Source organism: Stenotrophomonas sp. Nf1 (assembly GCF_003028475.1).
Lineage (GTDB): Bacteria > Pseudomonadota > Gammaproteobacteria > Xanthomonadales > Xanthomonadaceae > Stenotrophomonas.
The window spans coordinates 217,898-234,747 of sequence record NZ_PYTV01000007.1 but is presented as its reverse complement, the minus strand read 5'-3'; the positions used below and the strand labels follow the sequence as shown (position 1 = coordinate 234,747).

General features: G+C 67.8%; 16 protein-coding genes. 10 read left to right on the top strand and 6 right to left on the bottom strand.

Annotated elements, in window-relative coordinates; all coding sequences use genetic code 11:
- Positions 1 to 34: 34 nt before the first annotated feature.
- Both lptG and lptF read right to left on the bottom strand, forming a co-directional pair.
- Entirely contained in the window at positions 35 to 1,141 is a 1,107-nt protein-coding gene (gene lptG, locus C9412_RS14540; protein WP_107232273.1) for an LPS export ABC transporter permease LptG, read from the bottom strand.
- Positions 1,138 to 2,220 (bottom strand): LPS export ABC transporter permease LptF, encoded by a 1,083-nt coding sequence (lptF, locus tag C9412_RS14535; protein ID WP_107232272.1) that lies wholly within the window; start codon positions 2,218 to 2,220, stop codon positions 1,138 to 1,140. Before lptF ends, lptG begins: the two co-directional genes overlap by 4 nt.
- 104 nt (positions 2,221 to 2,324) lie before the next feature.
- Here lptF and C9412_RS14530 point away from each other — a divergent pair, with 104 nt between their 5' ends.
- The 5 genes from C9412_RS14530 to C9412_RS14510 all read left to right on the top strand — a co-directional run bounded on the left by C9412_RS14530 (position 2,325) and on the right by C9412_RS14510 (position 8,308).
- The gene (locus C9412_RS14530; RefSeq protein WP_107232271.1) at positions 2,325 to 3,803 is read left to right on the top strand and encodes a leucyl aminopeptidase; all 1,479 of its coding nucleotides are present in this window, start codon (positions 2,325 to 2,327) and stop codon (positions 3,801 to 3,803) included.
- Between the two features lie 82 nt (positions 3,804 to 3,885).
- Positions 3,886 to 4,311, top strand: a complete 426-nt coding sequence (locus tag C9412_RS14525; protein ID WP_014645876.1) for a DNA polymerase III subunit chi — start codon at positions 3,886 to 3,888, stop codon at positions 4,309 to 4,311.
- Between the two features lie 20 nt (positions 4,312 to 4,331).
- Entirely contained in the window at positions 4,332 to 4,523 is a 192-nt protein-coding gene (locus C9412_RS14520) for a YqaE/Pmp3 family membrane protein (protein WP_014035920.1), read from the top strand.
- A gap of 33 nt (positions 4,524 to 4,556) precedes the next feature.
- The gene (locus C9412_RS14515) at positions 4,557 to 7,385 is read left to right on the top strand and encodes a valine--tRNA ligase (protein ID WP_107232270.1); all 2,829 of its coding nucleotides are present in this window, start codon (positions 4,557 to 4,559) and stop codon (positions 7,383 to 7,385) included.
- Positions 7,386 to 7,486: 101 nt separating this feature from the next.
- A complete protein-coding gene (locus C9412_RS14510; RefSeq protein ID WP_107232269.1) occupies positions 7,487 to 8,308 on the top strand; it encodes an EamA family transporter in 822 nt (273 codons plus the stop codon).
- A gap of 36 nt (positions 8,309 to 8,344) precedes the next feature.
- Here the strand turns inward: C9412_RS14510 and rimI are convergent, their stop codons facing one another.
- Genes rimI through pssA form a run of 3 tightly spaced genes read right to left on the bottom strand, consistent with a single transcriptional unit; the run spans position 8,345 to position 10,118 of the window.
- Positions 8,345 to 8,842, bottom strand: coding sequence for a ribosomal protein S18-alanine N-acetyltransferase (gene rimI / locus C9412_RS14505; protein ID WP_107232268.1), 498 nt, complete (start codon positions 8,840 to 8,842; stop codon positions 8,345 to 8,347).
- Entirely contained in the window at positions 8,839 to 9,345 is a 507-nt protein-coding gene (locus C9412_RS14500) for a hypothetical protein (RefSeq protein WP_107232267.1), read from the bottom strand. The genes rimI and C9412_RS14500 overlap by 4 nt, the downstream gene beginning before the upstream one ends.
- Complete coding sequence (pssA, locus tag C9412_RS14495; protein WP_107232266.1) at positions 9,342 to 10,118, bottom strand: CDP-diacylglycerol--serine O-phosphatidyltransferase; 777 nt, start codon at positions 10,116 to 10,118, stop codon at positions 9,342 to 9,344. Before pssA ends, C9412_RS14500 begins: the two co-directional genes overlap by 4 nt.
- Positions 10,119 to 10,198: 80 nt before the next feature.
- Here pssA and C9412_RS14490 point away from each other — a divergent pair, with 80 nt between their 5' ends.
- The 3 genes from C9412_RS14490 to C9412_RS14480 all read left to right on the top strand — a co-directional run bounded on the left by C9412_RS14490 (position 10,199) and on the right by C9412_RS14480 (position 13,464).
- Positions 10,199 to 10,573, top strand: coding sequence for a DUF4124 domain-containing protein (locus tag C9412_RS14490; RefSeq protein ID WP_107232299.1), 375 nt, complete (start codon positions 10,199 to 10,201; stop codon positions 10,571 to 10,573).
- Positions 10,574 to 11,151: 578 nt separating this feature from the next.
- On the top strand, positions 11,152 to 12,855 hold the full coding sequence (locus tag C9412_RS14485; protein WP_107232265.1) for a proline--tRNA ligase: 1,704 nt from the start codon (positions 11,152 to 11,154) through the stop codon (positions 12,853 to 12,855).
- A 225-nt stretch (positions 12,856 to 13,080) separates the two neighbouring features.
- Entirely contained in the window at positions 13,081 to 13,464 is a 384-nt protein-coding gene (locus C9412_RS14480) for an H-NS histone family protein (protein WP_049398421.1), read from the top strand.
- Between the two features lie 81 nt (positions 13,465 to 13,545).
- Here C9412_RS14480 and C9412_RS14475 read toward each other — a convergent pair whose 3' ends face one another.
- Positions 13,546 to 14,805: a threonine/serine exporter family protein gene (locus C9412_RS14475; protein WP_057496693.1), complete on the bottom strand. Its 1,260-nt coding sequence runs from the start codon at positions 14,803 to 14,805 to the stop codon at positions 13,546 to 13,548.
- A 92-nt stretch (positions 14,806 to 14,897) separates the two neighbouring features.
- Between C9412_RS14475 and C9412_RS14470 the strand changes: the two genes are divergently transcribed.
- Both C9412_RS14470 and C9412_RS14465 read left to right on the top strand, forming a co-directional pair.
- Positions 14,898 to 16,019, top strand: coding sequence for an ABC transporter permease (locus tag C9412_RS14470; RefSeq protein ID WP_107232264.1), 1,122 nt, complete (start codon positions 14,898 to 14,900; stop codon positions 16,017 to 16,019).
- A 1-nt stretch (position 16,020) separates the two neighbouring features.
- Positions 16,021 to 16,848, top strand: coding sequence for an ABC transporter ATP-binding protein (locus C9412_RS14465; protein ID WP_107232263.1), 828 nt, complete (start codon positions 16,021 to 16,023; stop codon positions 16,846 to 16,848).
- The last annotated feature ends 2 nt before the right edge of the window (positions 16,849 to 16,850 follow it).

Genomic DNA, 16,850 nt, shown 5'->3' with positions numbered 1-16,850 from the left:
GCCGAGCATGGGCTCGGCTCTACGACAACCTGGGTCAGCCCGATTTACGCCGGAACAGCAGTCCGGACACGGCCAGCATCACGATCGGCGGCAGCGCATAGGCAATGCGGTAATCGAATTTCAGCGCGCCGGCCATGCGGCCGAAGAACAGCTGCAGCAGCCAGAAGCCCAGCGCGAACAGGATGCCCAGGAACAGGCGCTTGCCCATGCCGCCACTGCGCAGCGAACCGAACGCGAACGGCACGGCGGCCAGGCACAGCGCCAGCACGTTCACCGGGTAGAACCAGCGGCTCCAGTACACGTCCTCGAAATCGCGCGCGTCCAGCCCGTTGCGCTGCCGGTAGGCGATGCTGGTGCTGAGCTCGGACACGCTGAGGTTGCGCGGCTTGGCGATGCCGGTCGCCAGCGCGGCCGGGTCCAGCTTCGAGTTCCAGGGTTCACGTGCCACTTCCTGGCGGGTGGCCGAACGTTCGCCGAACGTATCGCGGCGCACCCCGGTCAGCACCCAGCCATCCTTGTCGTGCTCGACCGTGGCGGCGTGGGTCAACGAGGCGATCTGGCCGTCCTCGGCGACGCGGTACAGGCGCACGTCGCGCAGGATCAAGCGGGTTCCCTTGTCACCGACCAGCTGCTCCTCGCCGCTCTGCGCATTGAGGAAGGTATCGCCTTCGCGTGCCCACAGCCCGGAATAGCGGGTGGTCGAGATATCCAGCCCCCACTTGGCGCTGGTCTTCAGCGCATCGGCGCGGTCCTGGCCCCACGGCCCCAGCGTCTCGGCGCTGAGCACCATCACCGCGGTCAACAGCGACAGGGCAATCGCCACCGAGACGCTCAGGCGCTTGCGCGACAGGCCCAGCGCGCGCAGCGCGGTCAGCTCCGAGGTCGCCGCCAGCTGGCCCAGGCCCATCAGTGAGCCGATCACCGCAGCGGTCGGGAAGAAGGTGTAGGCACGGCGCGGCACGGTGTACAGCACCCAGGCCGCAGCGTGGCCCAGCGTGTAGCCGTTCTTGCCGATGTCCTTGAATTCGCCGGAGAAGGCCATCACCACGTCCAGGCCCACCAGCACCGCCCAGGTCAGCAGCACGGTGGTGAACACCGAGCGCCCCAGGTACAGGTCGAAACGCATCGGGCGCAGCCTCATGCGCGGGCTCCCTTCGGGCGGCCCAGGCGGCCATCACGTGCATACATCCAGATCGCCAGCGCCAGCAGCGGCAGGGTCAGCCACCACAGGCCGAGCGCGGCCGGGATCTTGCCGTTGGCGATCCAGCCGCTGCCGATGAACATCAGGTTGGTGCCCACCATGTAGGCCATCAGGGCCAGCATCATGCGTCCATAGCGCTGCTGGCGCGGCGAGCTGCGGCCCAGCGGCACGGTCAGCAGGGCAAACGCCAGCGCGATCAGCGGCGGCGCCAGGCGGCGGTGCAGCTGTGCCTGTGCCTGCGGCCGCGCATCTCCGATCAACTGCAGGGTCGGCATCAGTTCGGGATCATCCTCGGTGCGGGCCTGTGCGCCATCGGGCAGGGCCACGTCGTTGCGGGCGAAGGTCGCCAACCGGTAATCCAGCCCACCGGTCACCGGCCCTTCCACCTGGTGGCCGTCATCCAGCTCCAGGAAGCGCTGGCGGGTACCCTCGAAGTACATGCGGCCGCCGTTGGCCGACACCACTTCCAGGCGGTCGTCCTTCTGCCGCTGCAGGAACACCTTGCCCAGCTGGGTGCCATCGGGCGAGATCGAGGACAGGTAGACCACCCCGCCATTGGGCAGCGGGGTGAAGCGGCCCGGCTCCAGCCCGGCCATCAGTACGCTGCGGTTGGCCTCGATGATCATCTGCTCGGCCACCCGCCCGGCCCAGGGCCCCAGCCACAGCGAGCAGGCGCCGACCAGCAGCACCACCGGCACCACCAGCATCAGCAGCGGCCGCAGCAGGCGCTTGGGGCCCACGCCAATGGCGGTGATGACCGCCATTTCCGAGTCGCGGTACAGCCGGGCGATCGCCAGCAGCAGGCCCAGCATCAGCGCCAGCGGCAGGATCAGCGGCAGGTAGGCGATGAACTGCAGGCCCAGCTGCGAGAACAGCAGCTTGGCCGGCAGGCGCCCGTCGGCGATGTTGCCGAGGATGTCCACCAGCACGCCGCCCACGCTGACCACCAGCAGGACGATCAGGGTAGCCAGGAAACTCTGGACGAAATCGCCCAGCAGGTATCGGTCGAGCTTCAGCATGGGGCGGTGGTTTAAACTCTGGGGTTCGTTCGCGGTGCCGCCCAGTCTACTGTCTGGGCGTAAACGGCCTGCGATTGTACGGACTCGCCAATGGAATCTGCTCAATGGCCCTCGAATTCACCCTGAACCACGTTGCTCCGGCCGCCGCCACCGTTGATTGCCTGGTGGTTGGCGCCTATGCCGACCATACCCTGACCCCGGCCGCACAGGCCCTGGACGCCGCCAGTGGTGGCCGTCTGGCCGCCCTGGCCCAGCGTGGCGACCTGTCCGGCAAGACCGGCGCCACCACCCTGCTGCACGACCTGCCGGGCGTGAGCGCCGCGCGCGTGCTGGTGGTCGGCCTGGGCGACGCCGCCCGCTTCGGCGTGCCGCAGTACCTGAAGGCCGTGGGCGACGCCGTGCGCGCGCTGAAGGCCGGCGCCACCCGCAGCGCGCTGTTCACCCTGTCCGAGGTGGCGATCAAGGACCGCGACGCGGCCTGGGCCATCCGCCAGGCGGTGATCGCCGCCGATCACGCCGCCTACCGCTACACCGCCACCCTGGGCAAGAAGAAGGCCGAAGACGCCGGCCTGACCCAGCTGGCCATCGCCGGTGACGACGCGCAGGCGCTGGCCCAGGGCCAGGCCATCGCCGCCGGTGTCGAGTTCGCCCGCGAGCTGGGCAACCTGCCGCCGAACTACTGCACCCCGGCCTACCTGGCCGAGGTGGGCGTGAAGTTCGCCGGTGAGCACGACGGCGCCGAAGCCGAGATCCTCGACGAGCACCAGATGGAAGCGCTGGGCATGGGCTCGCTGCTGGCCGTGGCCCGTGGCTCGGCCAACCGCCCGCGCCTGGTGGTGCTGAAGTGGACCGGTGCAGGCGACGCCAAGCCCTATGTGCTGGTTGGCAAGGGCATCACCTTCGATACCGGTGGCGTCAACCTGAAGACCCAGGGCGGCATCGAGGAGATGAAGTACGACATGTGCGGTGGCGCCAACGTCATCGGCACCTTCGTCGCTGCGGTCAAGGCCAAGCTGCCGCTGAACCTCGTCGTGGTGGTCCCGGCGGTGGAAAACGCCATCGATGGCAACGCCTATCGTCCGTCCGACGTGATCACCTCGATGTCGGGCAAGACCATCGAAGTGGGCAACACCGATGCCGAAGGCCGCCTGATCCTGTGCGACGCGCTGACCTACGCGCAGCGCTTCGAGCCGCAGGCCCTGGTCGACGTGGCCACCCTGACCGGTGCCTGCATGGTCGCCCTCGGCCACCAGACCGCCGGCCTGATGAGCAAGCACGACGACCTGGCCAACGAGCTGCTGGCCGCCGGCGAGCACGTGTTCGACCGCGCCTGGCGCCTGCCGCTGTGGGACGAGTACCAGCCGATGCTGGATTCGAGCTTCGCCGACGTCTACAACATCGGCGGCCGCTGGGCTGGTGCGATCACCGCCGGCTGCTTCCTGTCGCGCTTTGCCGAAGGCCAGCGCTGGGCGCACCTGGACATTGCCGGCGTGGCCAGCGATGAAGGCAAGCGTGGCATGGCCACCGGCCGCCCGGTCGGCCTGCTGAGCCAATGGCTGCTGGACCAGGCCGCCCGCGCCTGATGCCGTACCCGACCCTGGCCGGCAACCGCCGGCCAGGGCCTCGCCCGGCACGACCGGGCCCCTGCCTGACCCGGACCCTGCCATGCCCCGCGCCGACTTCTACCTGATCGCCAAGCCCCGCTTCCTGACCGAGCCGTTGCGCCTGGTCTGCGAGCTGGCGCGCAAGGCCAACGACGCCGGGTTGTTCACCCTGGTGCTGGCCCGCGACCAGGCCCAGGCCGAGGAACTGGACGAACTGCTGTGGGCGTTCGACAACGATGCCTACATCCCGCACCAGATCGCCGGCGAAGACATGGACGAGGAAGAGGCGCTGGTGCTGATCGCCGTGCCCGGCACCGATGCGCCGGCGCGCCCACTGGTGATCAACCTGCGCGACGAGCCCTGGCTGGGCCAGTGCGAGCGCGTGCTGGAAGTGGTTCCGGCCGATCCGGAAGCGCGCGAACCGCTGCGCGAGCGCTGGCGCCAGTACAAGGCCGCCGGCTACGACCTGAACAAGCACGACATGTAAGCCCCGCGAGGACCCCCTTGATGCGCCTGCTGATCGCCCTGATTCTTCCCTGGCTGTCCTTCTTCACCATCGGCCGACCGCTGGCCGGGATCGTCTGCCTGATCCTGCAGATCACCCTGATCGGCTGGCTGCCCGCCGCCATCTGGGCCGCCTACGCGGTCAGCCAGTACCACACCGACCAGAAGATCCGGCGCGCCCTCGGGTCGCGCTGATCTCCCTTCCGCCTTGATTACCGGTTCCCCCGCATGACCCAACTCGCCTCCAGCTACGACCCGAAGTCCTTCGAGACCGACCTCTACGAGGCCTGGGAGAAGGCCGGCCACTTCAAGCCGTCCGGCACGGGCGAGCCGTACACCATCCTGCTGCCGCCGCCGAACGTGACCGGCACCCTGCACATGGGCCATGCCTTCCAGCAGACCCTGATGGATGCACTGGTGCGCTACCACCGCATGCGCGGCTACGACACGCTGTGGCAGGTCGGTACCGACCACGCCGGCATCGCCACCGAAATGGTGGTCAGCCGCAACCTGGCGCTGGAAGGCAAGGGCGAGACCCGTGATTCGCTGGGCCGCGAGGGCTTCATCGGCAAGGTCTGGGAGTGGAAGCAGCAGTCCGGCGACACCATCGAGCGCCAGATGCGCCGCCTCGGCACCTCCGCCGACTGGTCGCGCAGCACCTTCACCATGGACCCGCAGCCGTCGGCCGCCGTCAACGAAGCCTTCGTGCGCTGGTACGAGCAGGGCCTGATCTACCGTGGCCAGCGCCTGGTCAACTGGGACCCGGTGCTGAAGACCGCCATTTCCGACCTGGAAGTGGAGAGCGCCGAGGAAGACGGCTTCCTGTGGTCGATCGCCTACACGCTCGATGACGGCCTGAGCTACGAACACGTCGAGCGCGATGCCGACGGCGTGGAAACCCTGCGCGAGACCCGCAACTATCTGGTGGTGGCCACCACCCGCCCGGAAACCCTGCTGGGTGATACCGCGGTGATGGTGCATCCGGAAGACGAGCGCTATGCGCACCTGATCGGCAAGCAGGTGGTGCTGCCGTTGACCGGCCGCCGCGTGCCGGTGATCGCCGACGATTACGTGGACCGTGCGTTCGGCACCGGCGTGGTCAAGGTCACCCCGGCGCACGATTTCAACGACTATGAAGTCGGCGTGCGCCACAGCCTGCCGATGATCAACCTGTTCACCCCGGTGGCGGCGCTGAATGAAAATGCGCCCGAACGCTTCCAGGGACTGGACCGCTACGCCGCGCGCAAGGCGGTGCTGGCCGAGCTGGAAGACCTGGGCATTCTGGTCGAGACCCGCGCGCACAAGCTGCAGGTGCCGCGCGGCGACCGTACCGGCCAGGTGATCGAGCCGTACCTGACCGACCAGTGGTTCGTGAAGATGGACGACCTGGCCAAGCGCGGCCTGGAACTGGTCGAAGACGGAACCATCGCCTTCGTGCCGCCGAACTGGATCAACACCTACCGCCACTGGATGAACAACATCCAGGATTGGTGCATCAGCCGCCAGCTGTGGTGGGGCCACCGCATTCCGGCGTGGTTCGACGCCGCCACCGGCAGCTGCTACGTCGGTCGCAGCGAAGCGGAAGTGCGCGCCAAGCACAACCTCGGCAGCGACGTGGTGCTGAACCAGGAAAGCGACGTGCTGGAGACCTGGTTCTCCTCGCAGCTGTGGCCGTTCTCCACCCTGGGCTGGCCGAACGAGCAGGCCATGGCCGAGCGCGGCTTCGACCGTTACCTGCCGTCGTCGGTGCTGATCACCGGCTTCGACATCATCTTCTTCTGGGTGGCGCGCATGATCATGGCCACCGACAACCTGGTCGGGAAGATCCCGTTCAAGGACGTCTACTTCACCGGCCTGATCCGCGACGGCCAGGGCCAGAAGATGTCCAAGAGCAAGGGCAACGTGCTCGACCCGCTGGACATCATCGATGGCATCAGCATCGACGATCTGGTCGCCAAGCGCACCGGCGGCCTGATGCAGCCGAAGATGGTGGAGAAGATCGAGAAGGCCACCCGCAAGGAATTCCCGGACGGCATCGCCGCCCACGGTGCCGATGCGCTGCGCTTCACCATCGCCGCGCTGGCCACCCACGGCCGCGACATCAAGTTCGACATGAACCGTGCCGAAGGCTACAAGAACTTCTGCAACAAGCTGTGGAACGCCAGCCGCTTCGCCCTGATGAACACCGAAGGCGCCGCGTTCACCGGCGTGCCGACGCCGCGCACCGACGCCGAGCGCTGGATCCTGTCGCGCCTGGCGGCGGTGTCGACCGAAGCGCAGGGCCACTACGCCAACTACCGCTTCGACCTGCTGGCGCAGTGCCTGTACGAGTTCGCCTGGAACGAGTTCTGCGACTGGTTCCTGGAACTGAGCAAGCCGGCATTGAACGGTGCCGACGCCGCCGACGCCGAAAGCACCCGCCACACCCTGCTGTACGTGCTCGAAGCGCTGCTGCGCCTGCTGCATCCGCTGACCCCGTTCATCACCGAACAGCTGTGGCAGCAGCTGGCGCCGCGTCTGGGCCTGGCCGCGACCACGCTGTCGCTGCGCCCGTACCCGACCGCCGACGAATTCGCCGGCGATTTCGCCCAGGCCGAGGCCGACGTGGAGTGGCTGAAGGCGGCCATCAGCGCCGTGCGCCGCGTGCGCAGTGAACTCAATGTCGCCCCGTCCAAGCTGGTGCCGTTGCGCCTGCAGGCGGGCCTCGAGCTGGACCGCGTGCGCATCGAACGCTTCAGTGCCTCGCTGTCGTTCCTGCTGAAGCTGGACAGCATCCAGTGGCTGGCCGAGGGTGAAAGCGCACCGCCGGCCGCTGCGGCGATCGTTGGCGAGCTGAAGCTGCTGGTGCCGCTGGAAGGCCTGGTCGATCTCGATGCCGAGCGCGCGCGCCTGGACAAGGAAATCGCCCGCGTCGAAGCAGAGAAGGAGAAGAGCGAGACCAAGCTGGCCAGGTTCACCGACAAGGTGCCGCCGGCCGTGGTCGAGCAGGAGCGTGTGCGCCTGGCCGACTGGAACACCCAGCTGGCCGGCCTGCGCGAGCAGCGCGCGAAGCTGTAACGCCACGCTCGGGTGCGTGCCAACCAAGGTTGGCACATCGTTTCAAGAAGCGCCGGGCGATGCCCGGCGTTTCCATTTTCCCGGCATGGCATCATCGCCCGATGCCTCTTTCGATCTTCCTGCTGGTTCTCGCCGCGGCGGCACTGCATGCCAGCTGGAATGCGATCGTCAAGCGCGGGCCGGACAAGTTCCTCGGCACCGTGCTGGTTACCGGCAGCGCCGCGCTGCTGTCGGCCGCCGCCCTGCCCTTCCTGCCTTTTCCCGCCGCGCACAGCTGGCCCTGGCTGGGCGCATCGGTGCTGCTGCAGGTGACCTACTACGGCCTGGTCGCACGCTGCTATCAGCAGGTCGATATGAGCCTGGCCTATCCGCTGATGCGTGGCAGTGCGCCGATCCTGGTCGCGCTGGCGGGCACCCTGCTCGGCGAACGGCTGCCACCGGCGGCCTGGCTGGGCGTGCTGCTGGTCAGTACCGGCATCCTGTGCATGGCACTGGGTGCACGCGGTGGCCAACTGCGCCTGCCGCTGCTGACCGCCGCGATGATCGCCACCTACACCCTGGTCGATGCGCAGGGCGCACGCCAGTCCGGCAACGCGCTCAGCTACACGTTGTGGCTGTTCCTGCTGTCGGGCATTCCGCTGCCGCTGTGGGCGCTGTACACGCGCGGCGGCGCGGTGCTGGACTATGCGCGGCAGCATTGGCCGCTGGGTCTGGCCGGCGGTGTCGGCACCACGGCCTCCTATGCGATGGCCTTGTGGGCCATGACCCAGGCACCGGTGGCCATGGTCTCGGCGCTGCGCGAATCCTCGATCCTGTTTGCGCTGCTGATCTCGGTGTTCCTGCTGCGCGAACGGATACCACGCACGCGCTGGCTGGCAGCATCGCTCATCGTGAGCGGCGTATTGGCCTTGCGGTCGGCGTAGAGGTAGTGCCGGCCGCTGGCCGGCAACCCTACTCCGTTACAGCGGCGGCATCGCCTGCAGATCGTCGCCGACCAGTTCGATGGCCATCACCACCGCGTCCTCCCGCCCCTGTGCGGCCGGGTAATAGCGCGGCCGGCGGCCGATCTCGTTGAAGCCTTCGCTGTGGTACAGCGCCAATGCCGGCGTGTTCGACGGGCGCACCTCAAGGAACACCCGCTGCGCGCCCCGATCACGGGCCAGCTGGACCAGCGCGCGCAGCAGCTGGCGGCCCAGGCCACGCGATTGCGCCAGCGGATCGATGCAGATGTTCAGCACGTGCGCCTCATCGGCGGCGAGGCTGAGCACGCCGTAGCCGATCAGCTGACCGTCGCGCTCCATCGCCAGGCCGGGGTAGCCGGCGCGCAGGCAGTCGATGAAGATGCCGCGGGTCCACGGAAACGGATAGCCACGCAGCTCGATCGCCATCACCGCATTGAGATCGCTCTCGCGCAGCGCGCGCAGGCGCACCGGTCCCGGCTGGCTGACCGCACTCATGCTGCCCCCCGCTTGCGCAGGGCACGCAGCTGCGGCCACAGCGCGCGCTTGGCGGCCGGATCGTGGCGCAGCTGGTCCAGCGGCCAGCTGTCCATCAGCGCCTGGGTGGACGGGTCGTTCGGGTTGCAGCCCGACGCACGCAGCAAGGCGATCTGCAGCCGGTCCGGCAGGCGCACCACCGGTTGCCGGGCGTTGCCGCTGGGCATCGGACGTGCCGTGGCCGGTGCGGTATCCGGTGCGGTGACCGGAGGTTCGCGACGTGGCGGTGCCGGGCGTTCCGGGCGCGCCACAGCTTCGGCGCCGCCAGGGCGTTCGTGCGCGGCGGCGCCCACGTGGGCGGGCCCGGCCGGCGCAGCAGCACGGGCTTCGGCGTTGGCCACGCTCAGCTGCAGCGCCGCATCCAGCTCGGCAGCCAGCTGGCCGTCGTGATAGACGGTGTAGCCCATGGCCTGCAGCCAGGCCTGCTGGGCCGGCGACCACAGCACGGGCAGGTCCTGGCTCACGCGGCCTCGGACTTCTTGCGCAGGCGTTGTACGGCCCACATCACCGGGCCGGACACGGCGTACAGGATGCCGACCGCGAACAGCACGCGCGGCAGGTCGATCACCGCGATGGCGATGGCCACCGGCACCAGTGCCAGCACCAGGAACGGCACACGGTCAGCACGACCGTCCTTGGCGGCACCACCCTTGAAGCTCCAGAAGCGGATACGGCTGACCATCAGCAGCGCGGCGACCAGGGTCACCGCCAGCGCGACGTAGCGCAGCTGATTGCCATCCCAGCCCAGATTGCCGTCGGCGAAGGCCCAGACAAAGGACATCATCAGCCCGGCCGCGGCCGGGCTGGCCAGACCGACGAACCAGCGCTTGTCGACCACCGCCACCTGGGTGTTGAAGCGGGCCAGGCGCAGGGCCGCGCACGCGGCATACAGGAATGCCACCGCCCAGCCGACGCGGCCCAGCAGCGGGTCATCGAACTTCAGCCACGACAGCGACCAGTGATACATCACCAGCGCCGGCGCCATGCCGAAGCTGACCAGGTCGGCCAGCGAGTCGTACTGCACGCCGAACTCGCTGCTGGTACCGGTCAGGCGCGCCACGCGCCCGTCCAGCCCATCCATCACGGCGGCCACGAACACCGCAATGCTGGCGTTGACGAAATCGCCGTTGGCGGCAGCGATGATCGCGTAGAAGCCCGCGAACAGGCCGGCCGTGGTGAACAGGTTGGGCAGCAGGTAAATCGTGCGCGAGCGCGGCGGCGGTGTGATCGGGTCCATGGAATCCAGTTTAATCGACTTGCCAGCCGTCGGCGCCAATGCTGCAATCGGCGTTCTACGCCCATTCTGCGGAGTTTGCCATGCGTGCCCTGTCCAGCCTTGGATGCCTGCTGCTGTTGGCCAGTGCCAACGCCGTGGCCGGCCCGGTGTACAAGTGGAAGGACGCCAATGGCGTTACGCAGTACTCGGAGACCCCTCCGGCGGGCAGGAAGTATGAGACCCGCGAGCAGGCCCGCAGCCCCCAGGCCGCGGCCAGCGCCGAGGCTCCGGCCGCGCCGGTGCCCGAGCCGTGTAGTACCGCCCGCGCCAACCTGGCCCTGCTGGAAGGCACCGGCCAGGTGATGCACGACACCGATGGCGACGGCAAGCCCGATACCGCGTTGACCCCGGAACAGCGCAGCGCGCAGAAGGGGTTGGCGGAAGCCGCCATCAAGGCGTACTGCCCGGCGGAGTGAGGGTATCGGCAGGGCTTGCAGCCCTGCACCTGCTTAAAACAACGGCAACGTCAAATGTCAAAGCGGCTTCCTGAGGGATGGCAGGGCACTGTGGGTTTGCGGGGCCGCCGTGAACCCGTCCATGGGGGCTTGGTCGCCGCATCCATGCGGCTCACACCCCGCAAACCCACAGTACCCTGCCTTCGACAGTTGGCCGGTGGCCAGTAGATCCCACGCCATACGTGGATGAACTCTGTCAGAGATCGAAGTGAATCCGGGGTCAGATCCGTTTTCCTGCGGAAAACGGATCTGACCCCAGTGGCTTTCCGACAGATCGCGGAAAACTGTCGAAGGCGGGGTGGGTCCGGTTGCGGGGGTGTCCGCGGCATGGATGCCGCGGCCAAGCCCCCACGGACGGGTTTACGGCGTCCCCCGCAACCGGACCCACCCCGCCATCCCGCGGGAAACCGGCCTTTGCCGTTGCTTCGGCAGTTGCAGTTGCCGTTGCATGAGGCGGGTGCAGGGCGCAGCCCTGCCAGTACCCCCACCCCCGGCCGGGCTGGCAGAATAGGCGTCTCTGCCGTTATCCGAAGCCGACGATGCGCCTCTCCCAGTTCCACCTGCACACCACCAAGGAAACCCCCAGCGACGCCGAGCTGACCAGCCACCGGCTGATGCTGCGCGCGGGGATGATCCGCAAGCTCGCCTCCGGCCTGTACACCTGGTCGCCGCTGGGCCTGCGCGTGCTGCGCAAGGTCGAACGCATCGTGCGCGAGGAAATGGACCGTGCTGGCGCGGTGGAATTCCAGATCCCCACCATCCAGCCGAAGGAACTGTGGGAGCAGACCGGGCGCTGGCAGAAGTTCGGCCCGCAGCTGCTGAAGATCAAGGACCGCAAGGACCAGGTGTTCTGCTACAGCCCGACCGCCGAGGAAGCCGCCTGCGACTTCGCGCGCAGCGAGCTGTCCAGCTACAAGCAGCTGCCGGTGAATTTCTACCAGGTGCAGACCAAGTTCCGCGACGAGATCCGCCCGCGCTTCGGCGTGATGCGTTCGCGCGAGTTCCTGATGAAGGACGCCTATTCGTTCCACCTGCACGATGAGTGCCTGGTGCGCGAATACGAGAACATGAAGTCGGCCTACAGCCGCATCTTCACCCGCCTGGGCCTGGACTTCCGCATGGTGCAGGCCGATTCCGGCGCGATCGGCGGCGATGCCTCGCAGGAATTCCACGTGATCGCCGATTCCGGCGAAGACGCGCTGGTGTTCTCCACCGGCTCGGATTACGCGGCCAACATGGAAGCGGCGATCGCTGCCGATCCGGCGCCGCGTGCGGCCGCCACCGAAGCGATGCGCAAGCTCGACACGCCCACCCAGAAGACCTGCGAGGACGTCGCCGCCCTGCTCGGCATCGACCTGCAGCGCACCGTGAAGTCGGTGGCGCTGGTCGCTGGCGAAGGCAAGGCGCAGCAGTTCGTGCTGGTGCTGGTGCGCGGCGACCATGAGGTCAACGAGATCAAGCTGGCCAAGGTGGCCGGTCTGGACGAACAGCGCTTCGCCAGCGAAGCGGAGATCGCCGAGTACCTGGGCAGCGTGCCGGGCTTCCTCGGCCCGGTCGCCCCGGCCAAGGCCATCCGCGTGGTCGCCGATCGCGAAGTGGCGGCGATGTCCGACTTCGTCGTCGGTGCCAACGAATCCGGCTTCCACCTGGCCGGTGTCAACTGGGGCCGCGATCTGCCGGAACCGGAAGTGGCCGACATCCGCAACGTGCGTGCCGGTGACCGGGCGCTGGACGGTGGCGAACTGAAGATCGCCCGCGGCATCGAAGTCGGCCACGTGTTCCAGCTCGGCCGCAAGTACGCCGAAGCACTCGACGCCACTGTGCTGGACGAGAACGGCAAGGCCGCGGTGATGGCAATGGGCTGCTATGGCATCGGCATCTCGCGCGTGGTGGCTGCCGCAATTGAACAGAACCATGACGATGCCGGCATCATCTGGCCGGACGCGATGGCGCCGTGGCAGGTGGTGGTGTGCGTGATCAACCCGAAGGGTGACGCTGCGGTGGCCGAAGCGGCGGCCAGCCTGCTGCAGGAACTGCGCGACGCCGGGCTGGATGCGGCGCTCGATGACCGTGGCCTGCGCCCGGGCGCGATGTTCGCCGACATGGAACTGATCGGTATTCCGCACCGCGTGGTGGTCAGCGAACGTGGCCTGGCCGCGGGCACCTACGAGTACCGTTCGCGCCGCGCCAGCGAAGCCGAGAGCCTGGACAAGGCCTCCCTGCTGCAGCGCCTGCAGGGCTGATCGGCACACAGGACCGGGGCATGCCCCGGTCTTTTTTTGCCGGTGATCGGCCCGCCGGAATATGGCAGCAGACATAATCCGGTCAAAATGCCCGCGTTGCAGCCGGCAGGTCGCCAAGACCTGTCCCGGCAGTATTTGTGCTTGGAATAATTCATCTCTATTCTGTCCCGCGACGCCATGGACTGGCTCGTCCCGTCCACACATTAGTTTCTGGAGTAACCGTAAATGAGCATTGACCTGACCGGCCTGTCGGCACGCGAGCTGGGCGCCCTGATCCGCACCGCAAAGAAGCAGCAGACCATCGTTGCCAAGCGCCGGCCGATCACCAAGGTTCGCGCCCAGCTGACCAAGCTGGCCAAGACCGAGGGTTACACGATCGAGGAACTGTTCGGCGACGCCCCGGCACCGCGCGCGCGCAAGGTGGCCAAGGCCGCCAAGGCGCCGTCCAAGACCGCCGGCCGCAAGCTGGGCAAGGTGGCGCCGAAGTACCGCAACCCGGCCAACCCGAAGGAAACCTGGACCGGCCGTGGCAAGCAGCCGCGCTGGATGGCCGAGCTGACCGCCAAGGGCAACAAGAAGCCGGAAGATTTCCTGATCAAGAAGGCCTGAGGCCGGATCGGAAAGCCGTGGGAAAACGCCGGCGAAAGCCGGCGTTTTTCATTCCCCAGTGTGTGGACCAACGGTCCACACCTACAGGGTTTTGCGGGCCGGCATCAGCAGGTTGCCGAACAACAGGCCGGCAACGAGTGCCATCACCACGTTGAGCACGGTCAGGAACACGCTCTGGCCGGCGCCCACGTCCTGCTGCTGGACCAGGGTCAGCACGCCGCGCAGGCTGGTGCTGCCGGGCACCATCATGATGATGCCGGGCAGGCGGATGATCGCGCCGGGGCGCCCGACCAGGCGGCCGAACAGATTGCCGCCGGCGGTCAACAGCATCGCCGACAGGAAGATGCCGGCCGGTGCACCCCAGGCATGGCCACCGAACTTGGAGATGGCATAGCCGGCCACCGACGCAGCGATCACCCATGGATAGTCGCGACGGTTGGCCTTGAACAGCATCGCAAAGGCGAATGCCGCGGTCAGCAGCGAGCCCCACTCCACCCATGGCCCCTGCGGCCGCGCGGCGCGGATCACTGGATCCAGGCCGAGCACATCGGCCAGGGTCACCGCGATCATCGCGCCGACGCTGAGCTTCATGATGGTGGTCAGCGCGCCGGCAAAGCGCGCCGTGCCCGATACCCAATGCTGGCTGGCCAGTTCGTTGACCGCGTTGGTCAGCGACATGCCGGGCAGCAGCACCACCAGCGAGGCGATGATCACGGTGTTGAGGTTGAGCGCACCGATGAAGGAGGCCACCAGCGTGGCGACCATGCCGGCCAGCAGCGCGGCCAGTGCCTCGGCCGCCTCGCGGGTGGCCGGGCGACGGTCGGTGACCATGCCGAGCAGGCCGATCATCAGGCCGATGACACCGGCGGTGGCGATGTCCAGCCACGGCAGCTTCCACATGCCGGCCACGCCGGCCGCGCCCAGGCTGAAGGACAGGATGGTGCGCAGCTTGCCGCGCCGTCCCGGATCCTTGTCCAGCTGGCGCAGCGCCGTGTGGCCCTGGGCGATGCTCATCCGGCCGTTGGACACTTCCTCGGCGATGCGGTCGGCCACGCTGAGCTTGTGCAGGTCGTTTTCGCCGGGGGCCAGGCGGATCACCCGGGTGATGTCGCTGGAGCCGATCGCCTGTGCCGGGTCGCTGAAGCTGAGGATGATACCGGTGGGATTCGACCACGGTTCACAATCCAGATCGAGCTGGCGTGCCAGTGCCACCACCGCCGTTTCCAGGCGCTGGGCCGTGGTGCCATAGCTGTGCAGGCGTCCGGCGATCTCGGAAACGAAGGCCACGCGCTGTGCGTAGGTGGCCTGGGGCGTGGGGATCGTGTGAGCGTCTGCGGACATGCGCCGTAGTATTACCTACGCCGGGCCCTGCCGGATAAATTCAGCCGGGTTCGACCCGACGTCCGCTACAGAACGGTTATGCTGCGATCCGAATGGCCCACGTGACCCCGAACCACGCCCCCCAGCTCGAGCAGGACGCCCATGACCCGGGCCTGATCCACCTGTCCGGCACCTGGACCTTGAAGACCGCGCTGGCCGCGGCCGAGGTCCTGCATGGCGTTCCCGACAAACTGACCGGCATCGATGCCACCGGCATCGAACAGCTGGACTCGGCCGGCGTGCTGCAGGTACTGCGTGTGGCCCACCGCGCCGACCTGGGCGAAGAGGCCCTGCAGTTCCGTCCGGATCATCAGGCGCTGGTGTGCACCATCGAGGAAGTGGCCGACGACCGGCCCAAGCCCAAGCGCGATTTCGGCGTGCTGGCCGCGCTGGAGCGCCTCGGTGTCAGCGTGCATGCCACCGGCCACAACATCAAGGCGCTGTGCAGCTTCCTCGGCGAGAACCTGGTCAAGGCCGCACGCCTGGTCAAGGAACCGCGCCGGTTCCGGCTCACCGCTACCGTGCACCAGATGGAACAGGTGGGCCTGGATGCGGTGCCACTGGTGGCGCTGCTGTCCTACCTGGTCGGCGCGGTCATCGCCTTCCTCGGCTCCACCATCCTGCGTGACTTCGGCGCCGAGATCTACGTGGTCGAGCTGGTCAACATCGCCTTCCTGCGCGAGTTCGCCGTGCTGCTGACCGCGATCGTGCTGGCCGGCCGCACCGCCAGTGCGTTCACCGCGCAGATCGGTGCGATGAAGGCACGCGAGGAGATCGATGCGATGCGCACACTGGGGCTGGACCCGGTCGATCTGCTGGTGCTGCCGCGCCTGCTGGCACTGCTGGTCACGCTGCCGCTGCTGACCTTCATCGCGATGATCGCCGGTCTGGCCGGCGGCATCACCGTGGGTGCGTTCGACCTGGATATTCCGCCACAGATGTACATCGCGCGCATGCACGAGACGATGGAAGTGCGGCACATGCTGGTCGGCCTGTCCAAGGCGCCGGTGTTCGCGCTGGTGATCGGGCTGATCGGCTGCCTGGAAGGGCTGAAGGTGGAAGGCACCGCGCAGTCGGTGGGCGAACGCACCACCTCCAGCGTGGTGCAGACCATCTCGCTGGTGATCATCATCGACGCTTTCGCGGCGTTGTGGTTCATGCACATGGACTGGTGAGATGACCACATCGCCTGCCACCGGAACCCTCGACATGCGCGACAGCGACGGTCATGAACTGGCCATCCGCGTGCGCGGGCTGGTCAACCGCTTCGGCAGCCAGACCGTGCACGAAGACCTGGACCTGGACGTGCGCCGCGGCGAAATCCTCGGCGTGGTCGGGGGTTCGGGTACCGGCAAGTCGGTGCTGATGCGCTCCATCCTCGGCCTGCGTACGCCCGATGCGGGGCAGATCGAAGTGCTCGGCCGTGACGCGCGCGCCGACGATGCCGACAGCCGCCTGCACATCGAGCGCAACACCGGCGTGCTGTTCCAGGATGGCGCCCTGTTCTCCTCGCTGACCGTGGGCGAGAACGTGCAGGTGCCGCTGAAGGAGCATCACCGCGAGCTGCCCGAGCGCTGGCACTACGAACTGGCGCTGTTGAAGGTGAAGCTGGCCGGCCTGCCGGCCGATGCGATCAACAAGCTGCCCTCGCAGCTGTCCGGCGGCATGCGCAAGCGCGCCGGGCTGGCCCGTGCGCTGGCACTGGATCCACCGCTGCTGTTCCTGGACGAGCCCACCGCTGGCCTGGATCCGATCGGCGCGGCCGCCTTCGACCGCCTGATCAAGACCCTGCAGGAAGCGCTGGGGCTGACCGTGTTCCTGATCACCCATGACCTGGACACGCTGTACGCCATCTGCGACCGCGTCGCCGTGCTGGCCGACCGCAAGGTGGTCGCCAACGCACCGCTGCCTGACATCGAGAAACTGGATCATCCGTGGATCCAGGAATACTTCCACGGACCGCGTGCGCGTGCCGCGCGCGGCGAACAGATCGAGAGTGCCTGAGC

What these genes read in the sequence shown, in the direction of transcription:
- C9412_RS14515 (WP_107232270.1), top strand. Translation starts at nt 4,557, where the DNA reads ATGACCCAACTCGCCTCCAGCTACGACCCGAAGTCCTTCGAGACCGAC.
- C9412_RS14465 (WP_107232263.1), top strand. Translation starts at nt 16,021, where the DNA reads ATGACCACATCGCCTGCCACCGGAACCCTCGACATGCGCGACAGCGAC.
- C9412_RS14490 (WP_107232299.1), top strand. Translation starts at nt 10,199, where the DNA reads ATGCGTGCCCTGTCCAGCCTTGGATGCCTGCTGCTGTTGGCCAGTGCC.
- C9412_RS14485 (WP_107232265.1), top strand. Translation starts at nt 11,152, where the DNA reads ATGCGCCTCTCCCAGTTCCACCTGCACACCACCAAGGAAACCCCCAGC.
- C9412_RS14480 (WP_049398421.1), top strand. Translation starts at nt 13,081, where the DNA reads ATGAGCATTGACCTGACCGGCCTGTCGGCACGCGAGCTGGGCGCCCTG.
- C9412_RS14530 (WP_107232271.1), top strand. Translation starts at nt 2,325, where the DNA reads ATGGCCCTCGAATTCACCCTGAACCACGTTGCTCCGGCCGCCGCCACC.
- lptF (WP_107232272.1), bottom strand. Translation starts at nt 2,220, where the DNA reads ATGCTGAAGCTCGACCGATACCTGCTGGGCGATTTCGTCCAGAGTTTC.
- C9412_RS14525 (WP_014645876.1), top strand. Translation starts at nt 3,886, where the DNA reads ATGCCCCGCGCCGACTTCTACCTGATCGCCAAGCCCCGCTTCCTGACC.
- C9412_RS14520 (WP_014035920.1), top strand. Translation starts at nt 4,332, where the DNA reads ATGCGCCTGCTGATCGCCCTGATTCTTCCCTGGCTGTCCTTCTTCACC.
- pssA (WP_107232266.1), bottom strand. Translation starts at nt 10,118, where the DNA reads ATGGACCCGATCACACCGCCGCCGCGCTCGCGCACGATTTACCTGCTG.
- C9412_RS14510 (WP_107232269.1), top strand. Translation starts at nt 7,487, where the DNA reads ATGCCTCTTTCGATCTTCCTGCTGGTTCTCGCCGCGGCGGCACTGCAT.
- C9412_RS14470 (WP_107232264.1), top strand. Translation starts at nt 14,898, where the DNA reads ATGGCCCACGTGACCCCGAACCACGCCCCCCAGCTCGAGCAGGACGCC.
- C9412_RS14475 (WP_057496693.1), bottom strand. Translation starts at nt 14,805, where the DNA reads ATGTCCGCAGACGCTCACACGATCCCCACGCCCCAGGCCACCTACGCA.
- lptG (WP_107232273.1), bottom strand. Translation starts at nt 1,141, where the DNA reads ATGAGGCTGCGCCCGATGCGTTTCGACCTGTACCTGGGGCGCTCGGTG.
- rimI (WP_107232268.1), bottom strand. Translation starts at nt 8,842, where the DNA reads ATGAGTGCGGTCAGCCAGCCGGGACCGGTGCGCCTGCGCGCGCTGCGC.